Origin of the sequence: Actinoplanes sp. NPDC049316 (genome assembly GCF_040677315.1) — a bacterium.
Classification (GTDB): Bacteria; Actinomycetota; Actinomycetes; order Mycobacteriales; family Micromonosporaceae; genus Actinoplanes.
Genome location: NZ_JBFAQM010000042.1, coordinates 38119 through 64362 on the forward strand (window position 1 = coordinate 38119; position 26244 = coordinate 64362).

Below are 26244 nucleotides of genomic sequence, written 5' to 3' on the forward strand. Positions count from 1 at the left end.
GCAGAGCCCGGCGCGCGGAACCCGGCCCCGCGCCGAGGCCGCACGTGGACGGCCGCTGTGACACTCGGGCCCTTCGAAGATCAGGAGGAGCGCGGCATGGGTCCATCAAGTGGGTGGTCCGGCGGGCGTACCCGGCGGCGGGCGGCGGGACAGGGCACGCTGGGGTGCGGCGGCATGACGGGCGGGGAAGGAGGGACGGGACGATGATCCTGCTCTCCGATCCACGGGTCGCCGCCGTGCCCAGCCGTGACGACGGCGATCCCCTCGTCGACGTACGCGACATCCCCGAGCTGCGGCTCGACGGCCGGGCCGCCGACGCCGCCGGCGCCTACGCCCGGTTGCGCTCGGAGGTCGCGGTGCGGCTGGTCGATGCGCAGAGCAAGCTGCCGGACGGGGTACGGCTGCTGGTGGTCGAGGGTTACCGGCCGTACGCGGCGCAGCAGGCGATCTTCACGCGTTACCAGGAGGAGTTGCGCCGGCTGCACCCCACGTGGGGCGAGGCGCGGCTGCGCGTGGAGGCGAGCAAGTTCGTGTCCCCGGTGGAGGTCGCGCCGCACAGCACCGGCGGCGCCGTCGACCTGACGCTGTGCACGCCCGAGGGCATCGAGCTGGACATGGGTACGGCGGTCGACGCGACCCCGGTCGAGAGTGACGACGCCTGCTTCACCGGGGCCCGCAACATCAGCGCGGCGGCGGGGGAGAACCGGCGGGTGCTGATCGACGCGCTGACCGCCGTGGGGCTGGTGAACTACCCGACCGAGTGGTGGCACTGGTCGTACGGGGACCGTTACTGGGCGCTCACCACGGGCGTCGCGCACACCAGGTACGGGCCGTTGTAGCCACTCGTTATCGTGCCCGGCCATGATTCCCATGTCGCTCGCGGACATCGCTGAGGTCGTACGCGGAACCGTCTGTGACGGTGACCCGGCGACGACCGTGACCGCCCCGGTCCGCTACGAGACCTCCCGCGTGGAGCCCGGCGGGATGTTCGCCGCCTTCGCCGGGACCCGCCGCGACGGTCACGACTTCGCCGGTCAGGTCGTCGCCGCCGGTGCCGCCGCGGTGCTGGCGTCGCGGCCGGTCGGCGTCCCCGCCGTGGTCGTCGAGGACGTGCGGGTCGCGTACCAGAGGCTCGCCGCGGAGGTCCTCACCCGCCTGCCGCACGTCCACCGGATCGGGGTGACCGGCTCGTCCGGCAAGACGTCCGCGAAGGACTTGCTCGGGCAGGTGCTCGGCCGGCTCGGGCCGACCGTCGCGCCGCCGGGCAACCGCAACAACGAGATCGGCGTCCCGGAAACCGTGCTGCTGACGACGGCGGAGACCCGGTTCCTGGTGACCGAGCTGGGCGCGCGGCACGTCGGCGACATCGCCGCGCTGATGCCGGTCGTCCGTCCGCACACCGGGGTTGTGCTCGGCGTCGGCACCGCGCACATCGGCGAATTCGGCGGCCGCGAGGCGATCGCACGGGCCAAGGCTGAGCTGGTCGAGGCGCTGCCTCCGGCCGGGCTGGCGGTCCTCAACGCCGACGACCCGGTGGTGGCGGCGATGGCGGGGCGGACGCCGGCGCGCGTGGTCACGTTCGGCCGGCATCCCTTCGCCGGGATCCGCGCCGAGCAGGTGGAGCTGGACGGTGCGGCGCGCGCCCGGTTCCGGTTGCGGACCCCGGACGGTACGGCGGACGTGGCGCTGCGGCTGCACGGCGAGCATTTCGTGACGGCCGCCCTGGCCGCGGCGGCCGTGGCCCTCGACCACACCCGGGACGTCGGGCTGGTCGCGGACGCGCTGAGCAGCGCCACGCCCCGGTCCGCGGGGCGGATGCGGGTGACCGAGCACCCCGGCGGGGTGACCGTGCTGGACGACGCGTACAACGCCAACCCGGAGTCGATGGTCGCCGGGCTGCGGACGTTGACCGCGATGGCGGGCGGACGCCGCCGGACGGTCGCGGTGCTCGGGCAGATGAACGAGCTGGGCGACACGTCGGCGGCCGCGCACGCGGAGGTGGGGCGGGCCGCCGTACGCCTCGGTGTCGACGTGGTGGTCGCGGTGGGGAACCGGGACGCGGCCGGTTACGGCGGCACGTACGCACCCGACAGGGACAGCGCCGAGGAGGTTCTGCGGGACCTGCTGCGGCCCGGCGACATCGTGCTGGTGAAGGCGTCGAACAGCCTGGGCCTGTCCGAGCTCGCTCAGAGGGTGCGCGAGGCCCCGCCGTCCACCGGCACCGCGATCCCGGTCAGGTAGCTCGCCGCCGGGGAGAGCAGGAACGCGGCGACCCGGCCGAACTCCTCCGGCTCGCCGAGGCGGCCGAGCGGTACGGACGCCGTGGCCTGCGCCTCCGCCCGCTCGGGGTCGCCCGTGGCCGCGAACAGCTCGCGGTTGCGGTCGGTCAGCACCCGGCCCGGGAGCAGGCTGAGCACGCGCACGCCGCGGGGCCCGTACTCGTCGGCCATGTCCTTGGCGACCCCGGCGAGACCGGGCCGCAGGCCGTTGGACAGGCCCAGCCCCGGGATCGGCGTGCGGGCCGAGGTGGACAGCACGAAGCCGATCACGCCGTCGTCGCCGAGGGCGCCGGCGAACGTGCGGGCGGCCCGTACGGATCCGAGGAACACCGTCTCGAAGGCCTCGCGCCACTGCTCGTCGGTCTGCGCGGCGGCCGTGCCGTGCCCCGGGCCGCCGACCGAGATCAGCGCGCCGTCGAAGCGGCCGAACCGCTCGGTCGCGGTCCGCACGAGCAGCCCGGGCGAGCCGGCGTCGGCGAGGTCGGCGGCGACGCCGGTGGCGGACTCGCCGAGGCGGCGGACGGCGTCGTCGACACCGGCCTGCGAACGCGAGGAGACGACCACTTTCGCGCCGTCGGCGACGAGGGCCTGCGCGGTGGCGAAGCCGAGGCCGCGGGAGGCGCCGGTGAGGACGTACACGCGGTCGGCGAGGCCCAGATCCATGCCGCCGATCCTATCCGCGGCGCAGGTGCCGCGCGGTCTGCTCGTCCGCCGGCAGGAACGCCTCGACGGCGAGCTCCGACAGGGTGACGTCGCGGGGCGTGCCGAGCACGGACGTGACGCTGAAGAACGACAGCTCGGTCCCGCCGGCGTCGTATCGCAACGGCACGACCAGACCGCCGGGCTCCCGGTCGTCGAGCGGCCCGGGCAGGGCGCGCAGCTCCTCGTGCAGGTCGCGCAGCGCCGGGTCGCCGGAGGCGAGGGCCTGGTGGTCCAGGCGATGCAGGACATGCGTACGCCACTGCGCCAGGTTCCGGATGCGCGGCGCCATGCCGTCCGGGTGCAGGGACAACCGCAGCACGTTCACCGGCGGCTCCAGCAGCTCCGCCGCCGCGCCGGCGGTGAACACCTCGATCGCCGCGTTGGCGTCGACCATCGTCCAGTGCCGGTCCACCAGGACCGCCGGATACGGCTCGTGCCCGGCCAGGACGTCGCGGAGCGAGGCCAGCACGGCCGCCAGGTCGGGGCTGCCGAGGTCGGTCTCGGAGAAGGCCGGTGCGAAACCGCCGGCCAGCAGCAACGCGTTCCGCGCCCGCAACGGTACGGCCAGCTCCTCGGCCAGCCGCAGGATCATCTCCCGGGTCGGCCGGGCCCGCCCGGTCTCCACGAAGGACAGATGCCGCGCGGAGACGCCCGCCCGGCTCGACAGTTGCAGCTGGCTCAACCGGCGGTCCCCGCGCCACTGCCGCAGCAGCGTCCCCACGTCACCCATGCGCCGATCGTAGGGAGGCCGGCGCGGGCCTCCCATGACCTCCGAGGTAATCGACCCGCTTACCGGCGTGGGGCGAGAGTGGGCGCATCGCCGACGGAAAGGAACAGACATGAGCGACTTCGACACCGTGGTGGAGCGTTACCTGGCCGCCTGGAACGAGACCGACCCCGCCGTACGCCGCGCCACGATCGAGGAGGTCTTCAGCGCCGACGTCCGCTACGTCGACCCGATCGCCTCCGTACAGGGACGAGAGGCCCTCGACGCGCTGATCGGCGCGGCCCAGCAGCAGTTTTCGGGCCTGGTGTTCACGCCGGGCGGCCCGGCGGACGCCCACCACGACCAGGGCCGCTTCACATGGCACCTCGGCCCGGCGCAGGCCGAGCCGGTGGTGGTCGGCTTCGACGTGGTGGAGCGCGACGCCGACGGGCGGATCCGGACGGTGCTGGGCTTCATCGACCGGGCGCCGGCATGATCAGGCGCCGGCCTTCCCTGGACGACCGGCTCCTTCTCGGGTTCGTCGAGGTGGAGACCGGCGTCGCCGTGCCGGACGACACCTTCGCGGCGCCGTAGCGGCGGCGGCCGTACCCGCGTGCGGCCCGGTAGGGTGCCCCGGTGCTGGACGGACTCGACGAGGTGGACTGGGCTGCGCTGACGCACGCGTACGGCCCTGCGCACGACGTGCCCGAGCTGCTGCGCGAGGCGGCGCTGTCCGACCTCTACGGGCGCATCTTTCACCAGGGGACCGTCTACACCGCGACCGCCGCGGCAGTGCCGTTCCTCGTCGAGCTGGCCGCCGAGGGGCGGGCGGATTTCGTCTGGATGGTCGGCGCGCTCGCCGATCCCGGGGAGGCCGACGGCGAGACCGCGCTCGTGCGTGCCGCCGTGGTGGCCGAGCGGGATCGGCTGGCGCCGCTGCTCGCGCATTCCGACCCCGAGGTGCGGGCGGCGGCCGCCTATGCGCTCGCCCAGCTCGGCACCGAGGACGCGCTGCTGCGGGCCCGCTGGCCGCGGGAACAGGACGCCCGGGTGCGTGCGTCGCTGGTGCTGGCCCTGCGGCTCACGGAGGCGATCACCGACGCTTCTCCGGCCGTACGGGCGGCAGCTGCGGTTGCTCTGGCCCGAGGCGGCACGGCGTTTCCGCAGGACCCGGCGGTCGTCGAGGCCGTGGCGACCGCGGCCGAGGCCGGCGTCGAGGTGTCCTGGTTGCACGCCGGGGCGGGCGAATGGCTGGACGTGGTGGTTCGCGCGGCCCCCGGCACCGCCTTGCTCACCCGCCTGCTCGGCTCGCCGTCCACGGACGTACGCGTCGCCGCGGCGTGGGGGCTCACGCTGCGCTGCCAGGACAGCCGGTCGGCGCCTGTGGGGCTGGTTCCGCTGCTCAAGCCGCTGCTGGACGACCCGCGGACCCGGGACGCCGCGGTCGGGGCGCTGCGCCGCTGCGGACGCGCCGCCGCGACCTTCGCCGACGTGCTCGCCGAGATCGCGGCCGGCTACCCGGGCAGCGCCGGGAGCCGGTCGATCACCGTCGAGTTGCAGGCCGTCGAGACGCTGATGCTGATCGGCGACCCGCGCTGGGTGGGGCCGGTGGTGCGGGCCGCCCGCGACGGGCACCCGCCGCGGGTCCACGGCCGCATGCCGGTGTCCTGCCCGCCGCCGGTCCTCGAGGCGGTCCGCCGGGCCCTGCGCGATCTGACCGGGGATCCCGGTGCCCGCCCGGCGGTGGAGGCCCTCTGCGCCGTGCTCGCCCGCTGGGAGGGCGCTGCCGCCGACGCCGTGCCCGAGCTGCTCGCCGCGTTGCCGGATGCGCCGGCCGCGGTCACCCGGGCCCTGCTCGCGACCGGCCACCTGGGCGGCGAGATGACCGCGGGCCTGCGTACGCTCGCCGCCGAGCCCGGTGGCCTGCCCGCCGCGGCGGCGTTGTTCCGGCTCACCGGCGATCCCGCGCCGGCGTTGCGGGCCCTGCTCGGCGCCCGCCCGCCGATCCCGGCCGGCATCGTGAGCGTGCTCGGCCCGCTCGCCCAGCCGGTCGTGCCCGGCTTCGAGCTGCTGCTCACCGGTGAGGCCGCGGCGACCCAGCCGCAGTGCGCCGGCCAGTTGCTGGCGGCGCAGGTCGTGATGGCCGCGACCGGCGACACGACGGCCGCGCTGCGGACCGTTCTGGCGATCCTGCGCACCGGCGGCTCCCGGGCGGCCCTCGCGGCGAGCGTGGTCGCCGAACTCGTCGAGCAGGGGTCGGCCGTCCGCCTCCGCGGCGAGCTCGTCACCTGGGAGCCCGAGCTGCGGGCACTGCTGGACGACCCGCGCGCCGATGTCGAGGCGGTCGGCGCGCTGTGGCGGCTCGGGGTGCCGGCCGCGGAGCTCGTGCCGGTGGTGCTCGGCGCGATCGATCGTGGCAGCCGGGTGACGGCGGCGACGCGGCTGCTGCGGGAGATGGGCGCGACCGCCGAGATCGCCGCGCTCGTGCGCCGCGACGAGCGGATCCAGGCCGCCGGGATCGACGACGACATCGTCATCAACGACGAGGTGCTCCGGGACGGGCTCTCCACGGCTGGATGAGCCGGCCGTCAGCCGCGGCGCAGGATGCGTACCCGTCCTCCGGCCTGGACCGCGACCGATCCGGCCGCCGTACCCATCGCGGGAAGCCGGCGGGGACGCGGCGCGGACCGGCCGTCGTAGCGCATCGTCGCCTCCCGGGCGGCCAGCTCCGCGCCGGCCGCGCGCGGCAGGGCGTCCCGGGCGGCCAGCTCGCGTGCCAGGTCCCAGCCGTCGCGCAGCGAGCCCTGCGTGGGCCGCGACGCCGCCCACGCGGACCATTCCGCCAGCCATCGCGTGCCGAACGCGGCCGCCAGGCCGGGCCACTGCCGCGCGACCTCCCCGGCACGCTTGCGCAGCAGCGCGACCCGCGCGATCCCGACCAGACGGTCGTCGAAACCCGGCGGTACGGGGGCCCCGGACGTCAACGCCGCCACGAGAGCCGCCTGCCGCTCGCCCAGCGAGCTCATGTGACCGCGGGATAGCCGGAGGCCGCGGCGATCGCGTCCAGTTCGGCGCGCAGCTCGCCGGCGGGCGGATAGTCGCCGTCGCGCTCCAGCATGAGCGCGGGAGGCCGGTGCCGGGCGCACAGCTCGGCGACCAGCTTCAGCACCTCCGGCGGCACCGCGTCGGTGTGCGTGTCGTGGTAGACGCCGTCGTGCGCCGAGCCGCCGGCCACGTGGCAGTACGCGATCCGCTCCAGCGGCACCCGGTCGAACAGCGCCGCCGGGTCGGTGCCGCGGTTGACGGCGTTGGCGTACACGTTGGCCACGTCCAGCAGGAGGAGGGCGTCCGTACGCTCCAGGATCTCGGTGAGGAACGCGCCCTCGTCGAGCTCGTCGCCGGGCCAGTCGAACAGCGCGGCGATGGGCTCGAGGGCGATGGGCACGTCCAGCTCGGCCTGCGTACGCCGCACGTTCGCGACGACCGCGTCCACCGCCTCCCGGCTGCGCGGGACGGGCAGCAGGTGCCCGGCCTCGACGCCGCCCGCCCGGACGAACGCGATGTGCTCGCTGACCATCGGCGCGCCGAGGCGTTGCGCGACCGTGGCCAGGTGCGTCACCCGGGCCGGATCGACGGGCTCGGCGCCGCCCAGGGAGAGCTTCACGCCGTGCGGCACCACGGCGACGCCGCGTTCGCGCAGCTGGGTGAGGCCCAGCGGCAGGTCGCCGTGGGCGTGCACCGACTCGGCGACCACCTCGGCGAAGCGCAGCCCCGGCAGCCCGGTGACGAAGCCGGAGATCTCGGGGCGCCAGCCGATGCCGACGCCGTAGGACGCCGGTGCCGGGCCGCCGGCGGTCCTGCCGGGCGGGCCGTCGTTGGTCCGGCCGGCCGGCTTGCCGGCGGCGTGGTCGGTCGGGCCGGCGCCGGTGGTCATCCGCCGCACCCGCCTCCGCCGCCGCAACCCCCGCCGCCACCGCACGAACTGCCGCCGGAGCAGGAGCTGCTGCTGCCGCAGCTCGAGCTGCTGCCGCTGTCGAAGCTGCTCATCCCGCTGGTCCCGCGGTGGATCTCCGCCTCCGCGGCGAAGGCCGGGTCCATCGAGTACAGCGATGCCGCGCCGAACAGAGCCACGCCCATCGCCGCGCCGGTCGCGCCGTATGTCGCGTACGACGGGGACTGGCGCGGGGACAGGTAGTCGTACTGGCGGCGTACTTGGGCCATGCTCTTGCGGGCCGCGTTCGTCGCGTGCTGCGCACCCTGGCTCAGCTTGAGGGTGACGATGCCGGTGACGGCGAGCGCGAAGAAGAGGAACAGCACCGGCTTGCCGCCGGCGAGACCGGCGAACAGCCGCGCGAGGCCGACGACGAGCAGCGCGAGGCCGGCGAAGGCCCACAGCCGCGCGGTGCGACGTGCGGCCGGAGTCACCGCGAGGCCGTTCGCTTCCAGACCGGCGCGCAGTTGGTCGAGGGCGGAGCGGACCCAGGCGTCGGTGAGGACCTCGCGGGCCCGGATGCGCTTGCCGGCGGCGTTGTAGACCGCCGTGTCCAGCGGGGTGACGCCGCTGGGCATCGGGCCGCTCTGGCACAGGGTCTTGTCCGGGGCGCTGCTGATCGCGCCGGCGCCGCGCAGCCCGCCGAGCGCGGCGTAGACGGCGAGCCGGTCACCGCCGTTGAGGTAAGCGATCTGCTGGGGGCCCAGCTTGTCGACGTGGGCGCCGCGCGTCCCGGCGAACAGGATGCTGCGGTGGACGGCGGCCACCACCGCCACCGTCGCCAGCGCGGCGAGGTAGAGACCGAGGAAGGTCATGCCGGGGATGCCCCAGGTGTCGCCTTGGGCCGCGATAGCCATGTGACCTCCCGTGATAGCAGGGTTGCTGGCCTCATTGTGCAGGTAGGCGCAACGCCGTCACGACCGCCGAACGGCTCCCTCGACCACGTCGAGCACCCGGCTCAGCTCGCCGGCCGGCCGACCGGTCGCCAGGTGCAGCACCAGGCCGTCGTACGCGAGCTCCAGGAACTGGGTCAGCACGTCAACGGGTACGTCGTCGCGCAGCACCCCGGCGTCGCGCTGGCGCTGCAGCCGGTCGCGGGTGGCCGAGGCGATCGCGGCGGAGCGTTCCGCCCAGCGCTTGGCGAACTCGGGGTCGGTACGCAGCCGCCGGGACACCTCCAGCTGGCTGCCGAGCCACCCGGCCGTGTCACCGCTGCCGCCGGCGCGCTCGAGCAGATCGCGCATCACCTGGACCAGGCCGTTGCGGGCGACCGTCTCGACCATGGCGGCGGCGTCGTCCTCGGCCACGGCGAGGAAGAGGGAGTCCTTGTCGCGAAAATGATGGAAAATCGCGCCTCGCGACAATCCGGTCGCCTCCTCGAGGCGGCGGACGGTGGCGCCCTCGTAGCCGTACCGCGCGAAGCAGCCGCGCGCGGCCCCGAGGATCTCGTGGCGGCGGGCCTCTAGCTGGTCCTGGCTTACCCTGGGCACGCCACGATGGTGTCATGACCGTTCCGGCGCTTGCAATCCGTACGTACGGCTTGGCAGGGTTCGGCTCCGGGGCCGACCGTTGTTAACACTGTTGGGCTGTTGGCTCCCGTATTCACTCACGTACAGTGCCCGGGTGCCTCTTGTCTTCCTCGCCCTGGACGACACCCTGCTCGACCGCAGCGGTGCGTTCAAGTTGTGGGCGAAGGGCTTCCTCGACGAGATCGAGGCACCACAGGAAGATCTCGACTGGTTACTCTCCGTCGATGCCGACGGCCTGACGTCCCGGTGGGACCTCGCCGATCTCATCCGCGACCGCTACCAGCTCGACGTGCCGTCGATCGACCTGCGTGAGGAGCTGCTCGAGGGGCCGCTCGCGTACGAGCGGCTCGACCCGCTCGTCGCCTGCGCGCTGCAGATCGCCGGCGACGCCGGGTGGGTGCCCGTCGTGGTCACCAACGGGCCGCACGAGCAGCAGGAGACCCGGATCCGGCGTACGGGCCTGGACCGCTACATCGCCGACTGGGTGATCTCCGAGCAGGCCGGGGTCAGCAAGCCCAACCCGCGCATCTTCGCGCTCGCCGCCCAGCGGGTCCGGATGCGCCTCGCCGGCGCCTGGATCGTCGGCGACAGCCCCGAGGCCGACATCGGCGGCGCTGCGGCCATGGGGCTACCGAGCGTGTGGCTGCACCGGGGCCGGGAGTGGCTCGACAACCGGTTCGCGCCCACCCGCGTCGTCGGCAACGTCATCCAAGGCCTGTCGGCCATCATGGCGACCGGAAAATAGGTTGCGCGCTCCGGGGATCCTCCGGAAGAGTGCACCCGTACGTGCTCCGCAGGTTTCTCGAGAGAAGGGGGTGGACCTCATGGCTGTCGCTGTTCTTCGCCGTGCCCAGGTTCAGAAACTCCCTTCCTTCTCCGAGGAGACCCTCCAGTGCGCGAGCACGACTCTTCCGGCCCCGCAACCATGCGCCGCGGCCGTCGCAAGTTCGACGACGACGAACCCGACTTCGTAAAACGCGGCCGCCTCGAGCCGCAGCTGTCCGAGGACCCCGACCTGCCCGAGACCGGCGACCGCTGGTCCACCTGGGACGGCGCCCTGCACGGACCCGAACCCCGTCCCGGCTGGGTCCGCACCGAACACCGTGCCGTGGACGTCGAGCTGGGCATGCTCAAGACCGGCAAGGAAGCCGACGTCCACCTCGTCCGCCGGTCCGTACCGGACACCGGCGAGGTCAGCCTGCTCGCGGCCAAGCGTTACCGCGACGGCGACCACCGCCTCTTCCACCGCGACGCCGGCTACCTCGAGGGACGCCGGGTCCGCCGGTCCCGCGAGATGCGGGCGATGACCAACCGCACCTCGTTCGGCAAGGAACTCATCGCCGGGCAGTGGGCGGCGGCCGAGTTCGGCGCGCTCACCCGGCTCTGGCAGGTCGGGCAGGAGGGCGGCACGATCTCGGTGCCGTACCCGGCGCAGCTCATCGGCACCGAGCTCATGCTCGAGTTCATCGGCGACTGGGAGACCGGCGAGGCGGCGCCCCGGCTCGCCCAGGTGCGGCCCGGCCGCGAGGACCTCGAGGACCTGTGGCGGCAGATGGTGGACGCGCTCAGCGTGCTGGCCCGGGCCCAGCTCGCGCACGGCGACCTGTCGCCGTACAACACGCTGGTGCACGACGGCCGGCTGGTGCTCATCGACCTGCCGCAGGTCGTGGACGTGATCGCCAACCCCCGGGGCGCGGAGTTCCTCGCGCGCGACGTCCGCAACGTCGCCGCCTGGTTCACCTCCCGCGGGCTCACCGTGAACGCCGACGACCTGATCGAACGGCTCTCGTACGAAGCCGGGCTGCGCTGAGGAGGCCGGGCCCGGACCCGCTCAGCGCGCCCGGGCCCGGTCCGTCTCACTGCAGGTAGTTCTCGACCTCGCTGGTGCTGTGAGCCTGCTCCGCGTCCGGGTCGTTGCCGGATTCCCGCGCGGCCCGGCGCCGGCGCAGCAGGTCCCAGCACTGGTCGAGGGCCTCCTCGACCTCCTTCAGGCGGGTGTGCTCCTCCTCGGCGGTGAGCTTTCCCCGGCTCAGCTGCTGGCGCAGCTCGTGCTCCTCGTCGACCAGGCCGCTGATCCGGCCCAGCACCTCTTTGTCATTCATGCGCCGAGCCTAGCCTCGGGCGGTGTAGCGGGGCGGGCTCCTCCGCTTGGCCGGCCGGCGGCGGAAGCGTCGTACCCCCGCGGCAGGATCCCGGTCATGGCCGAACCCCTCGCCCGCAACGACCTTCTCGTCTGGATCTTCTACGGCATGTTCGGATTCCGCGACCGCTGGTGCGACGCGGACGACGGTGGCGAGTCCATCACGGCGTCCCTGCGGACCGTGGTGGGAGCGTCCACCTACCGCGTCGCGGCGCAGGCCCTCTCGCGCCGTGCCCGGCTCACCGTCCGGCTCTGGCCCGGGCCGCCCCCGCACGAAGCCGGTTGGGACGGCGCCCACGAGATGGAGCTGCACTGCCCGACCGGCGAGATGGTCGCCGACGAGATCACCGGCGGCAGCCCGGAGGTCATCGACCTCGGCGAGCCGGGAGTCTACGGGCTCCGCGCGTCATGGCGGGGCCGCGAAGCGGTCGAGATCGGCTTGGACGACGCGGCCGCCGAGCGCGCGTGGGGCGAGGAGCAGTTCCTCTTCGACATGTGGCGTACGGGGCCGTTGCCACCCGACGACGATGACGAGGAGTTCGAGGAGGAGCTGGCTCACTGGCGATGACCCGGGGATGGGAAGCTCGGGCATGGACTTCCGCTGGGCGTACAAGTCGGCCGCCGCCGTGTTCTCCGATCTGGTCCATCGGCTGCCGGCCGACGGCTGGGACGGTCCGGGGCTGGGGGAGTGGTCCCTGCGCGACCTGGTGGGGCACGTGACGAGCTCGGCGCTGCGGCAGGTGCCGGCGGTGCTCGGCAGCCCGGGCGCCGGGGTGACCGTCGACTCGCCGGAGGGCTACTGGGCCTTCGCCCGGTCCGCGCCGCCCGAGCTCGTCGCGGCGGCCCGGGTCGCGTCCACCGAGGATGCCCGGAGCGCCGGCACCGCGCTCGGCGAACACCCGGCCGAGACGGTGACGGAGCACGCGAGGCAGGCGACGCGCGCGTTGTCGGCTGTGGGGGACGCCGACGTGATCGCGACGCCGGTCGGCGGGATGCGGGTCCGCGACTGGATTCCCACCCGCACCTTCGAGCTGGTCGTCCACGGTCTCGACGTCGCCGCCGCGGCCGGCGTCCCGGTCGAGTACGCGACGGAGGTGGTCGCCGCGGCGACGATCCAGGCGGCCGGGGTCGCGGCCCTCGGCGGGGACGTCACGCTGGTGCTGCGGGCACTGACCGGGCGGGCGAGCCTGGCGCCCGGCTTCTCCGTGGTCTGACACCGGACGCCTCGCCGCTGCTCGCGGGCGGTGGCCGGGCAGCCGGATGCAGCGGTTCGCCGCTGCTCGCGGGCGGTGGCTGGACAGACGGACGCCCCGCCGCCCTTACGGGACGACGGGGCGTTCGCGGGCTGCGTACCGTCAGCTGTTGAGCATCTTGCGCAGGACGTACTGGAGGATGCCGCCGTGGCGGTAGTAGTCCGCCTCGCCGGGGGTGTCGATGCGGACGTCCGCGTCGAACTCCACGCCCGTGTCCGTGCGGACCTTGACCGTGGACGGGATGCCGCCCTCGTTGAGCGCCGTGACGCCCGTGATGGTGAAGGTCTCCGTGCCGGTCAGGCCGAGCGACTCCGCGTTGGTCTTCGCCGGGAACTGCAGCGGGAGGACGCCCATGCCGATGAGGTTGGAGCGGTGGATGCGCTCGTACGACTCGGCGATGACCGCGCGGACGCCGAGGAGCATCGTGCCCTTGGCCGCCCAGTCGCGGGACGAGCCGGAGCCGTACTCCTTGCCGGCCAGGATGACCAGCGGGACGCCGGCCTCCTTGTAGGCCTCCGACGCGTCGTAGATCGTGGTCTGCTCGCCGGTGAGGTGGTTGACCGTGAAGCCGCCCTCGACGCCCGGCACGAGCTGGTTGCGCAGCCGGATGTTGGCGAACGTGCCGCGGATCATGACCTCGTGGTTGCCGCGGCGCGAGCCGTACGAGTTGAACTCGTGCCGGGGGACGCCGTGCTCGGCGAGGTACTTGCCGGCGGGGGAGTCCGGCTTGATGGAGCTGGCCGGCGAGATGTGGTCGGTGGTGACCGAGTCGCCGAGCTTCGCCAGCACCCGCGCGCCGGTGATGTCCACGACCGGCGCCGGGGTGGCCGCCATGCCCTCGAAGTACGGGGGCTTGCGCACGTAGGTCGACTCCTCGGCCCAGGCGAACGTGTCTCCGGTCGGGGTCGGCAGCGACTGCCACTGCTCGTCGCCGGCGAAGACGTCCGCGTACGCCGCGCTGAAGCCCTCGGCGCCGATCGCGGAGGCGATGACGTCGTCGATCTCCTTGGCGCTCGGCCAGATGTCGGCGAGGTAGACCGGCTTGCCGTCCGAGCCGGTGCCGAGCGGCTCGGTCGTGATGTCCAGGTCCATCGTGCCGGCCAGCGCGTACGCGACGACGAGCGGCGGGGAGGCCAGGTAGTTCATCTTGATGTCGGGGTTGATCCGGCCCTCGAAGTTGCGGTTGCCGGAGAGCACCGAGACGGCGGTGAGGTCGGCCTCGTTGACCGCGGCGGAGACCGCCTCGGGCAGCGGGCCGGAGTTGCCGATGCAGGTGGTGCAGCCGTAGCCGACCAGGTTGAAGCCGATCTTGTCCAGGTACGGCGTGAGGCCGGCCCGGTCGTAGTAGTCCATGACGACCTTGGAGCCCGGCGCCAGCGTGGTCTTGACCCACGGCTTGCGGGTGAGGCCGCGCTCGACGGCGTTCTTGGCCAGCAGCGCCGCGCCGATCATGACCTGCGGGTTCGAGGTGTTGGTGCAGGACGTGATGGCCGCGATGCCGACGAAGCCGTGGTCCAGCTCGAACTCCGTGCCGTCCTCGCCGACCACCCGGGTGGGCTTCGACGGGCGGCCGTTCGCGCCGGTCGCCGCGCTGAAGATGTGCGGCTTGTCCGCCTCGTCCTCGACCGCGTTCGCCGGCGGGTCGCTGGCCGGGAACGACTCGGCGCTGGCCTCGTCGGCGTGGCCCTCGGCCTGCACGTAGTTGGTGAGCGCCTCGCGGAACATCGTCTTGGCGGCGTTCAGCGGCACGCGGTCCTGCGGGCGCTTCGGGCCGGCGAGCGACGGGACGATCGTGGACAGGTCCAGCTCGAGGCGCTCGGAGTAGTCGGGCTCCGCGTTCGGGTCGAGCCAGAGGCCCTGGCGCTTCGCGTACGCCTCGACGAGCTTGACCTGCGCCTCGGAGCGGCCGGTGAGCTTGAGGTACTTGATGGTCTCGTCGTCGATCGGGAAGATCGCGACGGTCGAGCCGTACTCCGGCGACATGTTGCCGATGGTGGCGCGGTTGGCCAGCGGCACGGCGCTGACGCCGGGGCCGTAGAACTCGACGAACTTGCTGACCACGCCGTGCTCGCGGAGCATCTCGGTGATCGTGAGGACGAGGTCGGTGGCGGTGGTGCCGGCCGGCATCTCGCCGGAGAGCTTGAAGCCGACGACGCGCGGGATCAGCATGCTGACCGGCTGGCCGAGCATGGCCGCCTCGGCCTCGATGCCGCCGACGCCCCAGCCGAGCACGCCCAGGCCGTTGACCATCGTGGTGTGCGAGTCGGTGCCGACGACGGTGTCCGGGTACGCCTGCCCGTTGCGCTCCATGATCGTACGGGCCAGGTACTCGATGTTGACCTGGTGCACGATGCCGGTGCCGGGCGGGACGACCTTGAACTCGTTGAACGCGGTCTGGCCCCAGCGCAGGAACTGGTAGCGCTCGCGGTTGCGCTGGTACTCCAGCTCGACGTTGCGGGCGAAGGCGTCCTCGCGGCCGAACAGGTCGGCGATGACCGAGTGGTCGATGACCAGCTCGGCCGGGGCGAGCGGGTTGACCTTCGTCGGGTCGCCGCCGAGGTCGTTGACGGCCTCGCGCATGGTGGCCAGGTCGACCACGCAGGGCACACCGGTGAAGTCCTGCATGAGGACCCGGGCCGGGGTGAACTGGATCTCCACGCTCGGGTCGGCGGTGGGGTCCCAGCCGCCGAGGGCGCGGATGTGGTCGGCGGTGATGTTCGCGCCGTCCTCCGTGCGGAGCAGGTTCTCCAGGAGGATCTTCAGGCTGTAGGGGAGCCGCTCGTGCCCCTCCACCTTGTCGATCGTGAAAATCTCGTAGCTCGCGTCATCGACGCGCAGCTCGCTCTTCGCACCAAAGGTGTCGAGGCTGGCCACGTCATCTCCTTCACACCCAGCGACCGTGAGTAGTCCTCAGCAGTCTGTCGCACCGGCGACGGCCACCCGTCGGTTAGGCACACCTAACCCACGGTCCGCGTCTTCCGTAAACCGTACGTCCGTCTTGCTATAGCGTGCAAGCCGGGGCGAGGTTTACGAACGGGGAGCGCCGGGAACGCTGCGTCCCGTGAAGGCGCCCACGGACCTCGAGAACCTCACCGACTTCTTCGACCGCTACGGCTCCGCGCTGACCAGGGGCGACGTGGCGGGAGTGGCCGGCTGCTACGCGTTGCCGGGCATGGTGGTCGCCGACTCGTACAGCTTCACGTTCGCCTCGCCCGCGGCCGTCGCGTTGTCGTTCCTCGGGGCCGCGCCGGCGTACCGGGAGCAGCAGATCGTGGCCGCCCACGCGCAGATCCGCGACGTGCAGCGGCTCAGCGAGGTGCTCGCCATGGTCGCCGTCGAGTGGGAATACCTCGACAGCTGCGGCAACGCCGTCCCGGGCGAGCGCTACCGCTACCTGATCCGGGCCGACGCGGAGGGCCCGCGGATCACCACGGTGATCGCCACGCCCGGAAATTGACGCACCCCGGTGCCATAGTGTCCAGGTGAGCACGATCGAGATCACCCGGCCTGCCGAGGCCCCGACCACGCTGTGCCGGCCGCAGTGGCTCGTGGTGCACTACCGGCGCGACGACAGCCGCTACGACGACTGGTTCCTGCACGCGTGGGGTGACATCGATCCGTCCGCCGAGCGGGGCTTCCCCGGCGGTCACCCGTTCGCCGGCGAGGATGCGTACGGGCGCTTCGCCTGGGTCCGGCTCGACGGCTCCGCGCGCCGGGTCGGCTTCCTCGTCGTCGACTGCGCCGGCGTCAAGGACGTGGCCGAGGACCGGCACGTCGACCCCGCGCTCACCCCCGAGGTCTGGCTGCGGCCCGGCGACACCGAGATCTACCCGTCGGCCGAGGCCGCGGGCTTGCCCGAGCCGGTGGCCGTGGACGACGGCCATGCCGTCATCCACTACCACCGACCCGGCGGTGACTACAGCGGGTGGGGCATGCACGCCTGGGAGGGCACCCCGCACAAACCGCAGTGGGGTACGCCTCTGCTTCCGGCGGCGTGGGACTCGTTCGGCGCCGTGTTCCGGGTTCCCGTCCGGCCCGACGCCGCGGGCGTGCGCTTCGTGATCCACCACGGCGACCACAAGGACCTGCCCGAGGATCAGCGCCTCGATCTCACGTGGGCCCGCGAAGTGTGGATCATTTCCGGTAACACTGCGCCCGTACATCCGGATCTTCGGTCTTTGGGTCCGGAGCTGGACCCGGCGCGGGCGCTGGCGGTCTTCGTCGACCGCACCACCATCGCCCTTCCCGGCCGGCTGGCCGACCTGGCCGGGTCGTTCGCGCTGGTCGGCGCGCCGGACGGCGGGCTGCGCCGCGACGGTGACGAGCTGGCCGGCGAGCGCACCACGCTGCCGCTGACCGCGCGGCCCGGCGGCCTCTTCCAGGCGCAGAGCCGGCGCTTCCCGCACCTGCGGGCCTACCGCGCGTTCGCCGTGCCGGAGCTGGGCGACGCGGCGCTGGGGCACCTGCTGCGCGGGCAGCTGCTGCTGGTCGGCCGCGACCACGCCGGGCACGTCGCGGTGGTCACGGCCGTGCAGCTGCCGGGCGTGCTCGACGACCTGTACGCGGACGCCGCCGACGTCGAGCTCGGCGTGATCATGGACGAGGAGAGGCCGGCGCTCGCGGTGTGGGCGCCGACGGCGCGGGCCGTGTCGCTGGAGCTGTCGCGCACGCCGGGCGACGACGAGCCCAAGATCCTGCCGATGGACCGGGACCCGGTGACCGGTGTCTGGAACATCGCGGGCAAGCGCAAATGGATCGGGCGCTACTACCGTTACCGTGTCGAGGTGTGGCATCCCGCCGCGCAGCGCGTCGTGACCACCAGCGTCACCGATCCCTATTCGCTGTCGCTGTCGGCCGACTCGACCCACAGTCAGATCGTCGATCTCGACGACCCCGAGCTGAAGCCGCCCGGTTGGGACACGCTCGCGCGCCCGGCAGCCGTCCCGCCGGCCCGCATGCAGATCGCCGAGGTGCACGTCCGCGACTTCTCCATCGCCGACGAGACCGTGCCGCCCGAGCACCGCGGCACCTACCTCGCTTTCGCCGCCGAGGACACGGCCGGCATGCGGCACCTGCGGATGCTCGCCGACGCCGGGCTGACCCACGTGCACCTGCTGCCCGCGTTCGACTTCGCCACCGTGCCGGACCGGCGCGCCGACCAGGCCCTGCCGCGGTGCGAGCTCGCGTCCTTCCCGCCCGACTCACCCGAGCAGCAGCGCGCCGTCATGGCCGTCGCCGACGAGGACGGCTTCAACTGGGGCTACGACCCGCTGCACTACACCGCCCCCGACGGCAGCTATTCGACCGACCCGTGCGGGAGCGCGCGCGTCCTCGAGTTCCGCCGCATGGTCGCCGGCCTGCACGCCGCCGGGCTCCGCGTGATCATGGACGTGGTCTACAACCACACGATGGCCGACGGGCTGGCGCCGTTCAGCGTGCTCGACCGGGTCGTGCCCGGCTACTACCACCGGATGCTCGACGACGGCACGGTCGCCGAGTCGACGTGCTGCTCCAACACCGCGCCCGAGCACATGATGATGGGCCGGCTCGTCGTCGACTCCGTCGTCACCTGGGCGCGGCACTACCGGGTGGACGGCTTCCGCTTCGACCTCATGGGCCACCACCCGCGCGCCAACATCCTCGAGACCCGGGTGACGCTCGACCACCTCGACGGCGGCCGCGACATCTACCTGTACGGCGAGGGCTGGAACTTCGGCGAGGTCGCGTACGACGCCCGCTTCGCCCAGGCCACCCAGGTCAACATGGCCGGCACCGGCATCGGCACGTTCGACGACCGGCTGCGTGACGCGGTCCGCGGCGGCGGTTCGTTCGGCGACGACCCCACGGTGCAGGGCTTCGCCACGGGGCTCGGCTCGACCACCCCGCTCGCCGTGCACGACCGGATCAAGGTGGGGCTGTCGGGGGCGCTGGCCACGTACCGCTTCACCACCCACACCGGCGCCGAGCAGAGCGGCGCGCAGATCGACTACAACGGCTCGCCGAGCGGGTACGCCGCCTCGCCGGGGGAGTGCGTGGCGTACGTGGACGCCCACGACAACGAGATCCTGTACGACGCGATGGCCTTCAAGCTGCCCCGCGACCTGCCCATGATCGACCGCGCCCGCATGCAGGTCCTCGCGCTGTCGCTCGTCGTGCTCGGGCAGGGGGTCGGCTTCGTGGCGCTCGGCAGCGAACGGCTGCGCTCCAAGTCGCTCGACCGCAACTCGTACAACTCCGGCGACTGGTTCAACCAGATCCGCTGGGACACCGCCCAGGGCAACGGCTTCGGCCTCGGCCTGCCCCCGGCACAGGACAACGAGGACAAGTGGCCGTGGGCCCGCCCCCTGCTCGCCGACCCGGCGCTGATCCCGTCCGCCGAGATCATCGACCTGACGGCGGCCCGGTACGCCGAACTCCTGCGCATCCGCCGTTCCACCCCGGTCTTCGGCCTGCCCACCGCCGACGAGGTCGAACGCCGCCTCACCTTCCCGCTCGGCGGCCCCCGCGAGACCCCGGGCGTGATCGTCATGTGCCTCGACGGCACCGGCCTGGACCAGCGGTGGAGCGCGGTGGTCGTGGTCTTCAACGCGACGGAGTCGACGGCTGCGGAGGTCGTGCCGCAGCTGCGGGGGGTGGACCTGGAGCTGCATCCGGAGCTGGTGGGATCCGCGGATGCTCTGCTGCGGACGGCGTCGGCCACGGCCTCACCGGAGGGCGCGACGCTGACCGTGCCGGCGCGGTCGGTCGCCGTCTTCGTCGCCGGTCTGGAGTGACCCCGGTCCGCCCGATGGAGAGCGGCGGGCGGGCGGATCTCCCCTCCGCCACGCCGGCTTGAGCTGATCCCGGCGATCCGGAATCATGGCGGACCGGTCGCGCCGCTCCTCGGCGTGCCGGAATCGAGAGGAAGAGCATCGTGCGCATCCGACGAGGCGCGGCGGCATGGGCGGCACTCGCGGCGACAGCCCTCGCCGGCGGCTGCACCTCCTCCTCGGACTCCGACCGTCAGCCCGCTCCGACGACGCCCGCCTCCCCACCCGCGTGGACGGAGCCGGCGAACTACGTGTTCGTGGTGCAGCGGCAATGCGAAGGCCGGCAACCCCTCGGCACCTATCGGGTGACCGTGCGGGACGGCGCGGTGGCCGAGGCCGACCGTATCGACGGCAGAACCGCCATCGGCGAGGAGGAGATCGACGTCCCGACGCTGGGCGGCCTGCTCGACCTGGCCCGTACCGCCGCCGACGACGGCGGCACGATGTCGACCAGCGCGGACCCGGTGGACGGCCACCCGGTGACGGTGTCCTTCGACGTGTCCGAGAACGGCGACAACGCCGAGGACACGTGCTTCCACATCACCGAGTACGCGCCCGCTTCGTAGCACCTTCCAAGCAGGACCCGGGGGTCGTCGCACGACCCCGAGCCCGCCGTCGCGGCCCGGGCCGGCGGCTGGTTGTTGTCGTGGTGCGGTCCGCCGGGACGTGCCCGGGCGCCTCACCCCGGGCGCCTCACCCCGGGCGCCTCACCCCGGGCGCCTCACCCCGGGCGCCTCACCCCGGGCGCCTCACCCCGGGCGCCTCACCCCGGGCGTCTTACCCTGGGCGTTTCGCCCTCGGCTCTTCGCCCTCGGCCCGTCGTCCTCGGCATCGCCGGCCGCTCGCGGTCGTCGCCGGTCTCCACTGGCGATCGTTGTTGTCCGCATGTGCCCGGCGGTGGGGCTACCGCGTCCCCAGCACGAGCCGACGCGTGTGGCGCGGGTCATCGCGACGAGGTGTGGTGGGGCCGGGAGACGAGGTGTGGTGGGGCCGGGATCGGTGGCGGGCCGGTCAGGTCCGGGCGGGTTCGAAGAGCTCGACGGGGTTGCCGGCCGGGTCGTCCATGACGATCTGGCGTCCGCCCGGGCCCGTGACGACGTCGCTGCGGAACCCGACACCGGCCGTGCGCAGCCGGGCCACCTCGGCGTCGATGTCGGCGACGATCAGGTGGATGCGGTTCCAGCCGCCCGGTTGGGGGCGGCGTCCGTCCGGCATGGCGCGGCCGGCGGAGCTGGCCGGGCCGGACAGCAGCAGCCGCAGGTTGCCGCGCCGGACGTCGGCGAACGCGGGCAGGAACGTGGTGATCGGGGTGAAGCCGAGGTGGCCGGTGTAGAAGTCGAGGGCGGCGGCAACGTCGTCGACGAGGTAGCGCACGCTGACGGTGCCGTCCTCCGCTGGGCTGGTCATGATGCCTTCTCCGATCTGTCGGCGAGGGTGTGCAGCAGGAAGCCGACACGCCTGGCGAGGTCGTCGGCGACCCGCTGGAACGCGGGCGGGCTCCCGGGATCCGCGGCTGGATCCGGGATGCTCCAGTGCACCGGCCGCGGGTGACCCGGAAACTCCGGGCAGATCTCCTTGACGCGGTCGCACAGGGTGATCACGCGGTCGAACCGCTGACCGCTGAACTGGTCGAGGTGCTTGGGCGTGGCCCGGGACAGGTCGATGCCGCGTTCCGCCATGACGCTCACCGCGTACGGATGGACGGGCTTGGGTTTGCTGCCGGCGCTGAAAGCCTGCACGCTCCCGGCGGTGCGGTGCCGCAGCAGTGCTTCGGCCATCTGCGAGCGCGAGCTGTTGCCCGTGCACAGGAACAACACCCGTCCGGCCGGTGAGGCGGCGGCGGTCGGCGGGGCGAGTCGCAGACCGGGATGCAGGGCCGATCCCGTGCCGGACAGCAGGTCTCCGCAGCGAGCCAGGTCGAGCGAGTAGTACATGTCACGGGCGTCGGCGCTGCTGCGCCGTGTGGTCACCAGCTCGGCTCTGCGCAGCTTGCCCAGGTGATAGGAGACGAGGTTCTGCGGCTGACCGAGCAGGGCGGTCAGCTCGTGCACGGCGAGGTCGCCGCGGGCCAGCTCGCTGAGGAGCCGCCACCGCACCGGATGCCCGGCGGCGGTCACGAATCCGGGCGGTGCCGCGGTATCGCGTGCCTCTGGCGTCACCTCGGCAGATTACATCAATTTGATTTGATGCAGTAGGGGGAGCGGGATGGGTGGGCTCTGGAGCGCGGCTGGCGGCTGGGCGGGCGCCGCAGGTGGCTGGGCGGGCGCCGCAGGTGGCTGAGCCGGCGCCGCTGGCGGCTGGGCGGGCGCGGCAGGTGGCTGAGCGGGCGCGGCAGGTTGCTGGACGCGCCGGCAGGTGGCTGGACGCGCCGGCAGGTGGCTACCGGGGCGCGGCAGGTAGCTGCAGGGGCGCGGCAGGGGGCCGGGCGGCGCCCCCGGCGGGCGGGGTTGGCTGTCAGGCCTGGTCGGCGGCCAGGCGGGCGCCGAAGGTCAGCATGGCGATGCCCGTGATCCCGTCGAGGGCTCGGCGTACCGGGCGGCGTTCGAGGATCCGGCGTGCTCTGTGCAGCATCGTGGACAGCGTCAGCAGGTAGGTCAGCGACAGGACGGCGTGGGTCATGGCCAGGGCCGGCAGCAGCGGCGGGCCGGCGTCCGGGGTGAGGAACTGGGGGAGGATCGCCAGGTAGAACATCAGGACCTTGGGGTTGGTGATGTTCGACAGGAATCCTTGCCGCCAGCCGTTCGCCGCTTCGGCGCCGGTGTGGGCCGGAGGTGCGTACCGGCCGCGGGCGGCTGAGCGCAGCGCCTGGATGCCGAGGTACACCAGGTACAGCGCGCCCACCCATTTGATGGTCTGGAAGACGGGCTGGGCTCGGACGATGAGCGCGCCGAGGCCGGCGACGGCTGCGCCGCCCTGGATCGCGTTCGAGGTGGCCACGCCGGTTGCCGACCACATGCCGCGGCGGCGGCCGCCCGACACCGTGTTGGCGGTGACGACCGCGAAGTCCGGGCCCGGGATGAGCACGACGACCGTGGCGAAGGTCAGGAACGTTGCGTAGGTGTGCCAGCCCATGCGCTCGACGCTAACCCGCGTGCGGGGCGCCGACCGGCGGGATTCGGACATGGCATTCCGGGCCGACGGCGGCGGAGGCGGAAGGCAGCGAGGAGCGTGGCAAGCTGCGCCGAAAGAAGGTAGCGGAGGAGCGTAAGCAGGTAGCGGAAAGAAGAAGGCCTCCCGCGAGAGCCGGGAGTCGAGCGGCAGCCCGGCAGCGCAAGCCAGCCGGGAGGCGCGGGAGGCCTCGAAGCGGGAGCGTCTACTCCGGCAGGCGAGGGCCGGCTTCTCGCTGCGCCGCCAGCCACGCCTCGACCTCCGCCGAGGACCGCGGCAGGCCTGCCGACAGGTTGCGGCAGCCGTCCGCCGTCACGACGACGTCGTCCTCGATGCGTACGCCGATGCCGCGCAGCTCCTCCGGGACCAGGTCGTCCTCCGGCTGGAAGTAGAGGCCCGGCTCGACCGTGAGGACGTAGCCCTCCTGCAGCGCGCCGTCGCGGTAGGTCTCCTTGCGGGCCGCGGAGCAGTCGTGGACGTCGATGCCGAGCATGTGGCCGAAGCCGTGCAGGGTCCAGCGGCGGTAGACGGTGGAGTTCTCCGACATGGCCTCGTCCACGCTGACCGGGAGCAGGCCGAGGTCGGCGAGGCCCTCGGCGAGCACGCGCATGCAGGTGAGGTGGACGTCGCGGAACTTGACGCCCGGCTTGACCGCGTCCATGCCGGCCTGCTGGGAGGCGTGGACGATGTCGTACACCTGGCGCTGCAGCGGGGTGAAGGTGCCCGAGACCGGGACCGTGCGGGTCACGTCGGCGGTGTAATACGTGCGGCCCTCGACGCCCATGTCCATGAGCAGCAGCTCGCCCGGCTTGGTGACGCCGGTGTTGCGGACCCAGTGCAGGATCGTCGCGTGGGCGCCCGCGCCGACGATGCTGCCGTAGCCGACGTCGTTGCCGTCGTGCCGGGCGCGCAGCGCGAAGACGCCCTCGAGCAGACGTTCCTTCACGCCGCGGTCGGCGGGCAGGACGCGAGCCACGTCCTCGAAGCCGCGGACCGTGGCGTCGATCGCCTCCTGGAGCTGGGCGATCTCCCACTCGTCCTTCACGAGCTTGAGCTCGGAGATCACCGCGGCCAGGGCGCGGTCGCGCCGCACCTGCGGGTCCGGGTCGTAGGCCAGGATCGCGCGGTCGACGGCCGGGTCGAGGCCGCGCAGCACCCGGGTGCGCGCCGGGGCGCAGTCGGCGAGGGCCTTGCCGAGCTCGCTGTACGGCGCGGTCTCCAGGCCGAGCTCGGTGGAGCGCTCGGCGAGGGTGTGCCGGCGGCCGACCCACAGCTCGCCGTTGCGGCTGCGGAAGAACGCGTCGGTGTCCTTGGAGTTGCGGTCGTGGGTGTAGAGCACGGCGTCGTGGCCGGAACCGCTCGGGCGCATGATCAGTACGCCGTCGGGGTCGCTGTCGCCGGTCAGGTACGCGAAGTCGCTGCCGGGCCGGAAGGGGTAGTCGGTGTCGTTGGCGCGGACCTTCTCGTTGCCGGTCGGGATGATCAGCGTCTCGCCCGGGAACGCGTCGGAGAGCGCGGCGCGGCGCTTCGCGTGGTTGGGCGCCTCGGGCCGGGCGGTGACCTCCAGCCGGTCCTCACGCCAGCCGTCCCGCATGAACTGCAGGAACGCCTCCGGGAAGTCCGGGTCGTGCGACTCCGTCCTCGGGGTCGTCGTGCCGTCACCCTGCTCAGCCATCGTGGCCCTCCCGTCTCGCGTCCGTAGCAGACGTTACCGCCTCCCACCGACGGAAAACCGTACGGATCCGCCGCCCAAGATCATCAAGGGGGTCAGGCGGGCAGGGTGAGGCAGGCCACGCGCGGTCCGGCCGTCCCGGCGTCCTTTCCGGTACGGGTGCGCTCGGCGTGGACGACCAGCGAGCGCGGCGGGCGTGCCGGGTCGAACGTCCAGTCCTGCGCCGACGTCACCGTGGCGGCTCCCCGCACGTCCGCGGTGAAGTCGAGCCACACCTCGTTGTGCGGGTTGGCGTACACGGGGTCGGCCGAGGGCTTCGACGGGGCGATGTCGTGCTGGTAGTGGGGACCGGCGTCGTCGGGTACGGACGTGCACGACCCGGTGTGGAGGTGGGCCCCGTACGCCCGCCGCGGCACCATGCCGGTGACGCTCAGCCGTACGCGGACGCCCTGGTTCGTGGTGTCGATCGTGACCTCGGCCGTCGCGCCGGGCGGGACCACCGCGGGGTCGTACGTGATCGCGCGGGTGCCGTCCGGTGCCGGCAGGAACGTGCCGGTGGTGGTGTTCTGGTTCAGCGGCGCGCCGTCCGACGGGCCCGGGGCGGCCGTGGGGGAGCCGCCGCCGGTGACCATCCAGGGCGTGCCGGGCGGCGGCGGCTGAGCCGTCACGCCGGCGGGGCCGGTGCCGCCGGACCCGGCGCATCCGGCGAGCGCCGCGACGGCGGTGATCAGGAGCGGCAGGGCGAGACGCATGACCAAATCATGTCAAACGGGCAGTAAATGGACGAGCATCGGGCAGGTGCTAGCTTTCTCGCGCCGCGGGCGCGAGGCTGACGGCATCGCGACACCGCGCCGTGCGGCGAGGCCACGGCATCGCCGCGGCGCGTCGCAAGGCTGGGCTGACGGGCATGACGGCGGCGCGTCGCGAACGCGAGGCTGACGAGGATTGCGCCGTCCATGCCGTGCGGCGACGCCGACGGCATGGACGGCGCCACGTGGAGGGGATCGGAATGGGTTACGCGGTGGTGCTCGGGGAAGCGCTCGTGGATCTCCTGGAGGCCGAGCGCGACGGCGAGTTGATCTACCGCCAGGCGATCGGCGGCGCGCCGCTGAACGTGGCGGTGGGTGCCACCCGGCTCGGCGGTGAGGTGCGGTACGTGGGTTCGCTCGGCAACGACACCCTCGGCGACCGCATCGCCGCGTTCCTGCGTCAGAGCGGCGTGGGCACCACCTCGACGACCCGGGTGGGCGTGCCCACCACGCTGGCGGTCACGACGTTCGAGGGTGCCGAGCCGACATTCCAGTTCTACGGCGAGCCGCCCTCGTACTCGCTGGTCGAGCCCGACGACGTGGACGAGGCGATGGTCGCCGGCGCGGCCGTGCTCTACGCCGGGTCGATCGCGCTGATGCGCGAGCCGTTCCTCTCGGCCGCGCGCAAGGCCTGGGCCGTCCCGGGCCCGCTGCGGGTCTTCGATCCCAACGTACGCCCGAAGCTGCTCCCCGACGCCGCGGCGGTCACCGCCCTGCGCGACCTCGTCGAGGGCTTCTTCGCCACCGCGGACCTCGTCAAGCTGAGCTCCGCCGACGCCGACGTGCTGTGGGAGGGCGCCGGCCCGGCCGCGGCCGCCGAGCACATCCTCAAGCTGGGCGCGCGCGCCGCGGTGGTGACGTGCGGCTCCAAGGGCGCGTACGTGGCGGCGGCCGACGGCGCGGCGATGCTGCCGGCGCCGTCGGTGAACGCGGTCGACGCGACGGGTGCGGGCGACTCGGTGATGGGCGCGCTGGTGCGGCGGCTGCTCGCCGACGGCATGCCCACCGGCGTCGCGGGCTGGCAGGCCTACGTGACGTTCGCGCTGGCCGTGGCCGGCCTGGTGTGCGAGCGTCCCGGCGGTGCGGTGGCCATGCCGACGTACGAGGAACTCACCGCCCGTTGGGGCGCGCTGATCTAGCTGCGATCTAGCTGTACTGACCACGGACGTTGGTGACGGGAAGATCTTGTAAAAGGTGAGGGCCTTCGGGTTCGGTGTGGATTGCGACGTCCTACCCCGAACCGTGG

24 protein-coding genes and 1 pseudogene are annotated in these 26244 nt (G+C 73.2%); 12 read left to right on the forward strand and 13 right to left on the reverse strand.

Annotated elements, in window-relative coordinates:
- Window positions 1-203: 203 nt before the first annotated feature.
- Together AB0K03_RS37960 and murF are read left to right on the forward strand one after the other, a co-directional pair.
- On the forward strand, window positions 204-839 hold the full coding sequence (locus AB0K03_RS37960) for a M15 family metallopeptidase (RefSeq protein ID WP_364695914.1): 636 nt from the start codon (window positions 204-206) through the stop codon (window positions 837-839).
- 22 nt (window positions 840-861) lie between these two features.
- The gene (murF, locus tag AB0K03_RS37965) at window positions 862-2241 is read left to right on the forward strand and encodes a UDP-N-acetylmuramoyl-tripeptide--D-alanyl-D-alanine ligase (RefSeq protein WP_364695917.1); all 1380 of its coding nucleotides are present in this window, start codon (window positions 862-864) and stop codon (window positions 2239-2241) included.
- Here murF and AB0K03_RS37970 read toward each other — a convergent pair.
- Window positions 2187-2942 (reverse strand): SDR family oxidoreductase, encoded by a 756-nt coding sequence (locus AB0K03_RS37970; protein ID WP_364695920.1) that lies wholly within the window; start codon window positions 2940-2942, stop codon window positions 2187-2189. The two genes, murF and AB0K03_RS37970, sit on opposite strands and share 55 nt — an antisense overlap.
- A 10-nt stretch (window positions 2943-2952) precedes the next feature.
- Window positions 2953-3711 carry a helix-turn-helix transcriptional regulator gene (locus AB0K03_RS37975; protein ID WP_364695923.1) on the reverse strand — a complete coding sequence of 253 codons (759 nt, stop codon included), beginning with the start codon at window positions 3709-3711 and terminating at the stop codon, window positions 2953-2955.
- A gap of 109 nt (window positions 3712-3820) precedes the next feature.
- On the opposite strand from AB0K03_RS37975, the gene AB0K03_RS37980 reads away from it, so the two are divergent.
- A complete protein-coding gene (locus AB0K03_RS37980) occupies window positions 3821-4183 on the forward strand; it encodes a nuclear transport factor 2 family protein (RefSeq protein WP_364695925.1) in 363 nt (120 codons plus the stop codon).
- 140 nt (window positions 4184-4323) lie between these two features.
- A complete protein-coding gene (locus tag AB0K03_RS37985) occupies window positions 4324-6267 on the forward strand; it encodes a hypothetical protein (protein WP_364695928.1) in 1944 nt (647 codons plus the stop codon).
- 8 nt (window positions 6268-6275) lie between these two features.
- Here the strand turns inward: AB0K03_RS37985 and AB0K03_RS37990 are convergent, their stop codons facing one another.
- From AB0K03_RS37990 to AB0K03_RS38005, 4 genes are read right to left on the reverse strand one after another with little or no spacing between them, the layout of a single operon-like run.
- Window positions 6276-6713 (reverse strand): hypothetical protein, encoded by a 438-nt coding sequence (locus AB0K03_RS37990; RefSeq protein WP_364695931.1) that lies wholly within the window; start codon window positions 6711-6713, stop codon window positions 6276-6278.
- Window positions 6710-7621 (reverse strand): DUF692 domain-containing protein, encoded by a 912-nt coding sequence (locus AB0K03_RS37995; protein ID WP_364695934.1) that lies wholly within the window; start codon window positions 7619-7621, stop codon window positions 6710-6712. The genes AB0K03_RS37990 and AB0K03_RS37995 overlap by 4 nt, the downstream gene beginning before the upstream one ends.
- Complete coding sequence (locus AB0K03_RS38000; protein ID WP_364695937.1) at window positions 7618-8535, reverse strand: TIGR04222 domain-containing membrane protein; 918 nt, start codon at window positions 8533-8535, stop codon at window positions 7618-7620. The genes AB0K03_RS37995 and AB0K03_RS38000 overlap by 4 nt, the downstream gene beginning before the upstream one ends.
- A 57-nt stretch (window positions 8536-8592) precedes the next feature.
- Window positions 8593-9168 (reverse strand): helix-turn-helix domain-containing protein, encoded by a 576-nt coding sequence (locus AB0K03_RS38005; RefSeq protein WP_364695939.1) that lies wholly within the window; start codon window positions 9166-9168, stop codon window positions 8593-8595.
- A 133-nt stretch (window positions 9169-9301) separates the two neighbouring features.
- Between AB0K03_RS38005 and AB0K03_RS38010 the strand changes: the two genes are divergently transcribed.
- Window positions 9302-9952: an HAD family hydrolase gene (locus tag AB0K03_RS38010; protein ID WP_364695942.1), complete on the forward strand. Its 651-nt coding sequence runs from the start codon at window positions 9302-9304 to the stop codon at window positions 9950-9952.
- 180 nt (window positions 9953-10132) lie between these two features.
- Window positions 10133-11017, forward strand: a complete 885-nt coding sequence (locus AB0K03_RS38015; protein ID WP_364695995.1) for an RIO1 family regulatory kinase/ATPase — start codon at window positions 10133-10135, stop codon at window positions 11015-11017.
- A 46-nt stretch (window positions 11018-11063) separates the two neighbouring features.
- Here AB0K03_RS38015 and AB0K03_RS38020 read toward each other — a convergent pair whose 3' ends face one another.
- Window positions 11064-11309: a DUF2630 family protein gene (locus tag AB0K03_RS38020; protein WP_364695945.1), complete on the reverse strand. Its 246-nt coding sequence runs from the start codon at window positions 11307-11309 to the stop codon at window positions 11064-11066.
- A 96-nt stretch (window positions 11310-11405) separates the two neighbouring features.
- Between AB0K03_RS38020 and AB0K03_RS38025 the strand changes: the two genes are divergently transcribed.
- Both AB0K03_RS38025 and AB0K03_RS38030 read left to right on the forward strand, forming a co-directional pair.
- Window positions 11406-11915 carry a hypothetical protein gene (locus AB0K03_RS38025; RefSeq protein WP_364695948.1) on the forward strand — a complete coding sequence of 170 codons (510 nt, stop codon included), beginning with the start codon at window positions 11406-11408 and terminating at the stop codon, window positions 11913-11915.
- 22 nt (window positions 11916-11937) lie between these two features.
- Window positions 11938-12561, forward strand: coding sequence for a maleylpyruvate isomerase N-terminal domain-containing protein (locus tag AB0K03_RS38030; RefSeq protein ID WP_364695951.1), 624 nt, complete (start codon window positions 11938-11940; stop codon window positions 12559-12561).
- Between the two features lie 141 nt (window positions 12562-12702).
- Here AB0K03_RS38030 and acnA read toward each other — a convergent pair whose 3' ends face one another.
- Window positions 12703-15474: an aconitate hydratase AcnA gene (gene acnA / locus AB0K03_RS38035; protein ID WP_364695954.1), complete on the reverse strand. Its 2772-nt coding sequence runs from the start codon at window positions 15472-15474 to the stop codon at window positions 12703-12705.
- A gap of 187 nt (window positions 15475-15661) precedes the next feature.
- Here acnA and AB0K03_RS38040 point away from each other — a divergent pair, with 187 nt between their 5' ends.
- The 3 genes and pseudogenes from AB0K03_RS38040 to AB0K03_RS38050 all read left to right on the forward strand — a co-directional run bounded on the left by AB0K03_RS38040 (window position 15662) and on the right by AB0K03_RS38050 (window position 19975).
- Window positions 15662-16057, forward strand: coding sequence for a hypothetical protein (locus AB0K03_RS38040; protein ID WP_364695957.1), 396 nt, complete (start codon window positions 15662-15664; stop codon window positions 16055-16057).
- A gap of 85 nt (window positions 16058-16142) precedes the next feature.
- A pseudogene (pulA, locus tag AB0K03_RS38045) lies at window positions 16143-19373 on the forward strand (pullulanase-type alpha-1,6-glucosidase); the annotation flags it as partial.
- A 140-nt stretch (window positions 19374-19513) separates the two neighbouring features.
- Entirely contained in the window at window positions 19514-19975 is a 462-nt protein-coding gene (locus AB0K03_RS38050) for a DUF6174 domain-containing protein (RefSeq protein WP_364695960.1), read from the forward strand.
- Between the two features lie 445 nt (window positions 19976-20420).
- Here the strand turns inward: AB0K03_RS38050 and AB0K03_RS38055 are convergent, their stop codons facing one another.
- From AB0K03_RS38055 to AB0K03_RS38075, 5 genes are all read right to left on the reverse strand, one after another.
- Window positions 20421-20816, reverse strand: a complete 396-nt coding sequence (locus AB0K03_RS38055) for a VOC family protein (RefSeq protein WP_364695963.1) — start codon at window positions 20814-20816, stop codon at window positions 20421-20423.
- A complete protein-coding gene (locus AB0K03_RS38060; RefSeq protein WP_364695966.1) occupies window positions 20813-21568 on the reverse strand; it encodes a metalloregulator ArsR/SmtB family transcription factor in 756 nt (251 codons plus the stop codon). The genes AB0K03_RS38055 and AB0K03_RS38060 overlap by 4 nt, the downstream gene beginning before the upstream one ends.
- Before the next feature lie 295 nt (window positions 21569-21863).
- Window positions 21864-22481 (reverse strand): LysE family translocator, encoded by a 618-nt coding sequence (locus AB0K03_RS38065; RefSeq protein ID WP_364695969.1) that lies wholly within the window; start codon window positions 22479-22481, stop codon window positions 21864-21866.
- 241 nt (window positions 22482-22722) lie between these two features.
- On the reverse strand, window positions 22723-24192 hold the full coding sequence (locus AB0K03_RS38070) for an aminopeptidase P family protein (protein ID WP_364695971.1): 1470 nt from the start codon (window positions 24190-24192) through the stop codon (window positions 22723-22725).
- Window positions 24193-24284: 92 nt separating this feature from the next.
- Window positions 24285-24941 (reverse strand): superoxide dismutase family protein, encoded by a 657-nt coding sequence (locus tag AB0K03_RS38075; protein WP_364695974.1) that lies wholly within the window; start codon window positions 24939-24941, stop codon window positions 24285-24287.
- A 257-nt stretch (window positions 24942-25198) separates the two neighbouring features.
- On the opposite strand from AB0K03_RS38075, the gene AB0K03_RS38080 reads away from it, so the two are divergent.
- Entirely contained in the window at window positions 25199-26137 is a 939-nt protein-coding gene (locus AB0K03_RS38080) for a carbohydrate kinase (RefSeq protein ID WP_364695998.1), read from the forward strand.
- The last annotated feature ends 107 nt before the right edge of the window (window positions 26138-26244 follow it).

What these genes read in the sequence shown, in the direction of transcription:
- AB0K03_RS38020 (WP_364695945.1), bottom strand. Translation starts at nt 11,309, where the DNA reads ATGAATGACAAAGAGGTGCTGGGCCGGATCAGCGGCCTGGTCGACGAG.
- AB0K03_RS37995 (WP_364695934.1), bottom strand. Translation starts at nt 7,621, where the DNA reads ATGACCACCGGCGCCGGCCCGACCGACCACGCCGCCGGCAAGCCGGCC.
- AB0K03_RS37980 (WP_364695925.1), top strand. Translation starts at nt 3,821, where the DNA reads ATGAGCGACTTCGACACCGTGGTGGAGCGTTACCTGGCCGCCTGGAAC.
- AB0K03_RS38075 (WP_364695974.1), bottom strand. Translation starts at nt 24,941, where the DNA reads ATGCGTCTCGCCCTGCCGCTCCTGATCACCGCCGTCGCGGCGCTCGCC.
- AB0K03_RS37975 (WP_364695923.1), bottom strand. Translation starts at nt 3,711, where the DNA reads ATGGGTGACGTGGGGACGCTGCTGCGGCAGTGGCGCGGGGACCGCCGG.
- AB0K03_RS38000 (WP_364695937.1), bottom strand. Translation starts at nt 8,535, where the DNA reads ATGGCTATCGCGGCCCAAGGCGACACCTGGGGCATCCCCGGCATGACC.
- AB0K03_RS37970 (WP_364695920.1), bottom strand. Translation starts at nt 2,942, where the DNA reads ATGGATCTGGGCCTCGCCGACCGCGTGTACGTCCTCACCGGCGCCTCC.
- murF (WP_364695917.1), top strand. Translation starts at nt 862, where the DNA reads ATGATTCCCATGTCGCTCGCGGACATCGCTGAGGTCGTACGCGGAACC.
- AB0K03_RS38070 (WP_364695971.1), bottom strand. Translation starts at nt 24,192, where the DNA reads ATGGCTGAGCAGGGTGACGGCACGACGACCCCGAGGACGGAGTCGCAC.
- AB0K03_RS38015 (WP_364695995.1), top strand. Translation starts at nt 10,133, where the DNA reads ATGCGCCGCGGCCGTCGCAAGTTCGACGACGACGAACCCGACTTCGTA.
- AB0K03_RS38055 (WP_364695963.1), bottom strand. Translation starts at nt 20,816, where the DNA reads ATGACCAGCCCAGCGGAGGACGGCACCGTCAGCGTGCGCTACCTCGTC.
- AB0K03_RS38065 (WP_364695969.1), bottom strand. Translation starts at nt 22,481, where the DNA reads ATGGGCTGGCACACCTACGCAACGTTCCTGACCTTCGCCACGGTCGTC.
- AB0K03_RS38030 (WP_364695951.1), top strand. Translation starts at nt 11,938, where the DNA reads ATGGACTTCCGCTGGGCGTACAAGTCGGCCGCCGCCGTGTTCTCCGAT.
- AB0K03_RS37960 (WP_364695914.1), top strand. Translation starts at nt 204, where the DNA reads ATGATCCTGCTCTCCGATCCACGGGTCGCCGCCGTGCCCAGCCGTGAC.
- AB0K03_RS37990 (WP_364695931.1), bottom strand. Translation starts at nt 6,713, where the DNA reads ATGAGCTCGCTGGGCGAGCGGCAGGCGGCTCTCGTGGCGGCGTTGACG.
- AB0K03_RS38080 (WP_364695998.1), top strand. Translation starts at nt 25,199, where the DNA reads ATGGGTTACGCGGTGGTGCTCGGGGAAGCGCTCGTGGATCTCCTGGAG.
- AB0K03_RS38025 (WP_364695948.1), top strand. Translation starts at nt 11,406, where the DNA reads ATGGCCGAACCCCTCGCCCGCAACGACCTTCTCGTCTGGATCTTCTAC.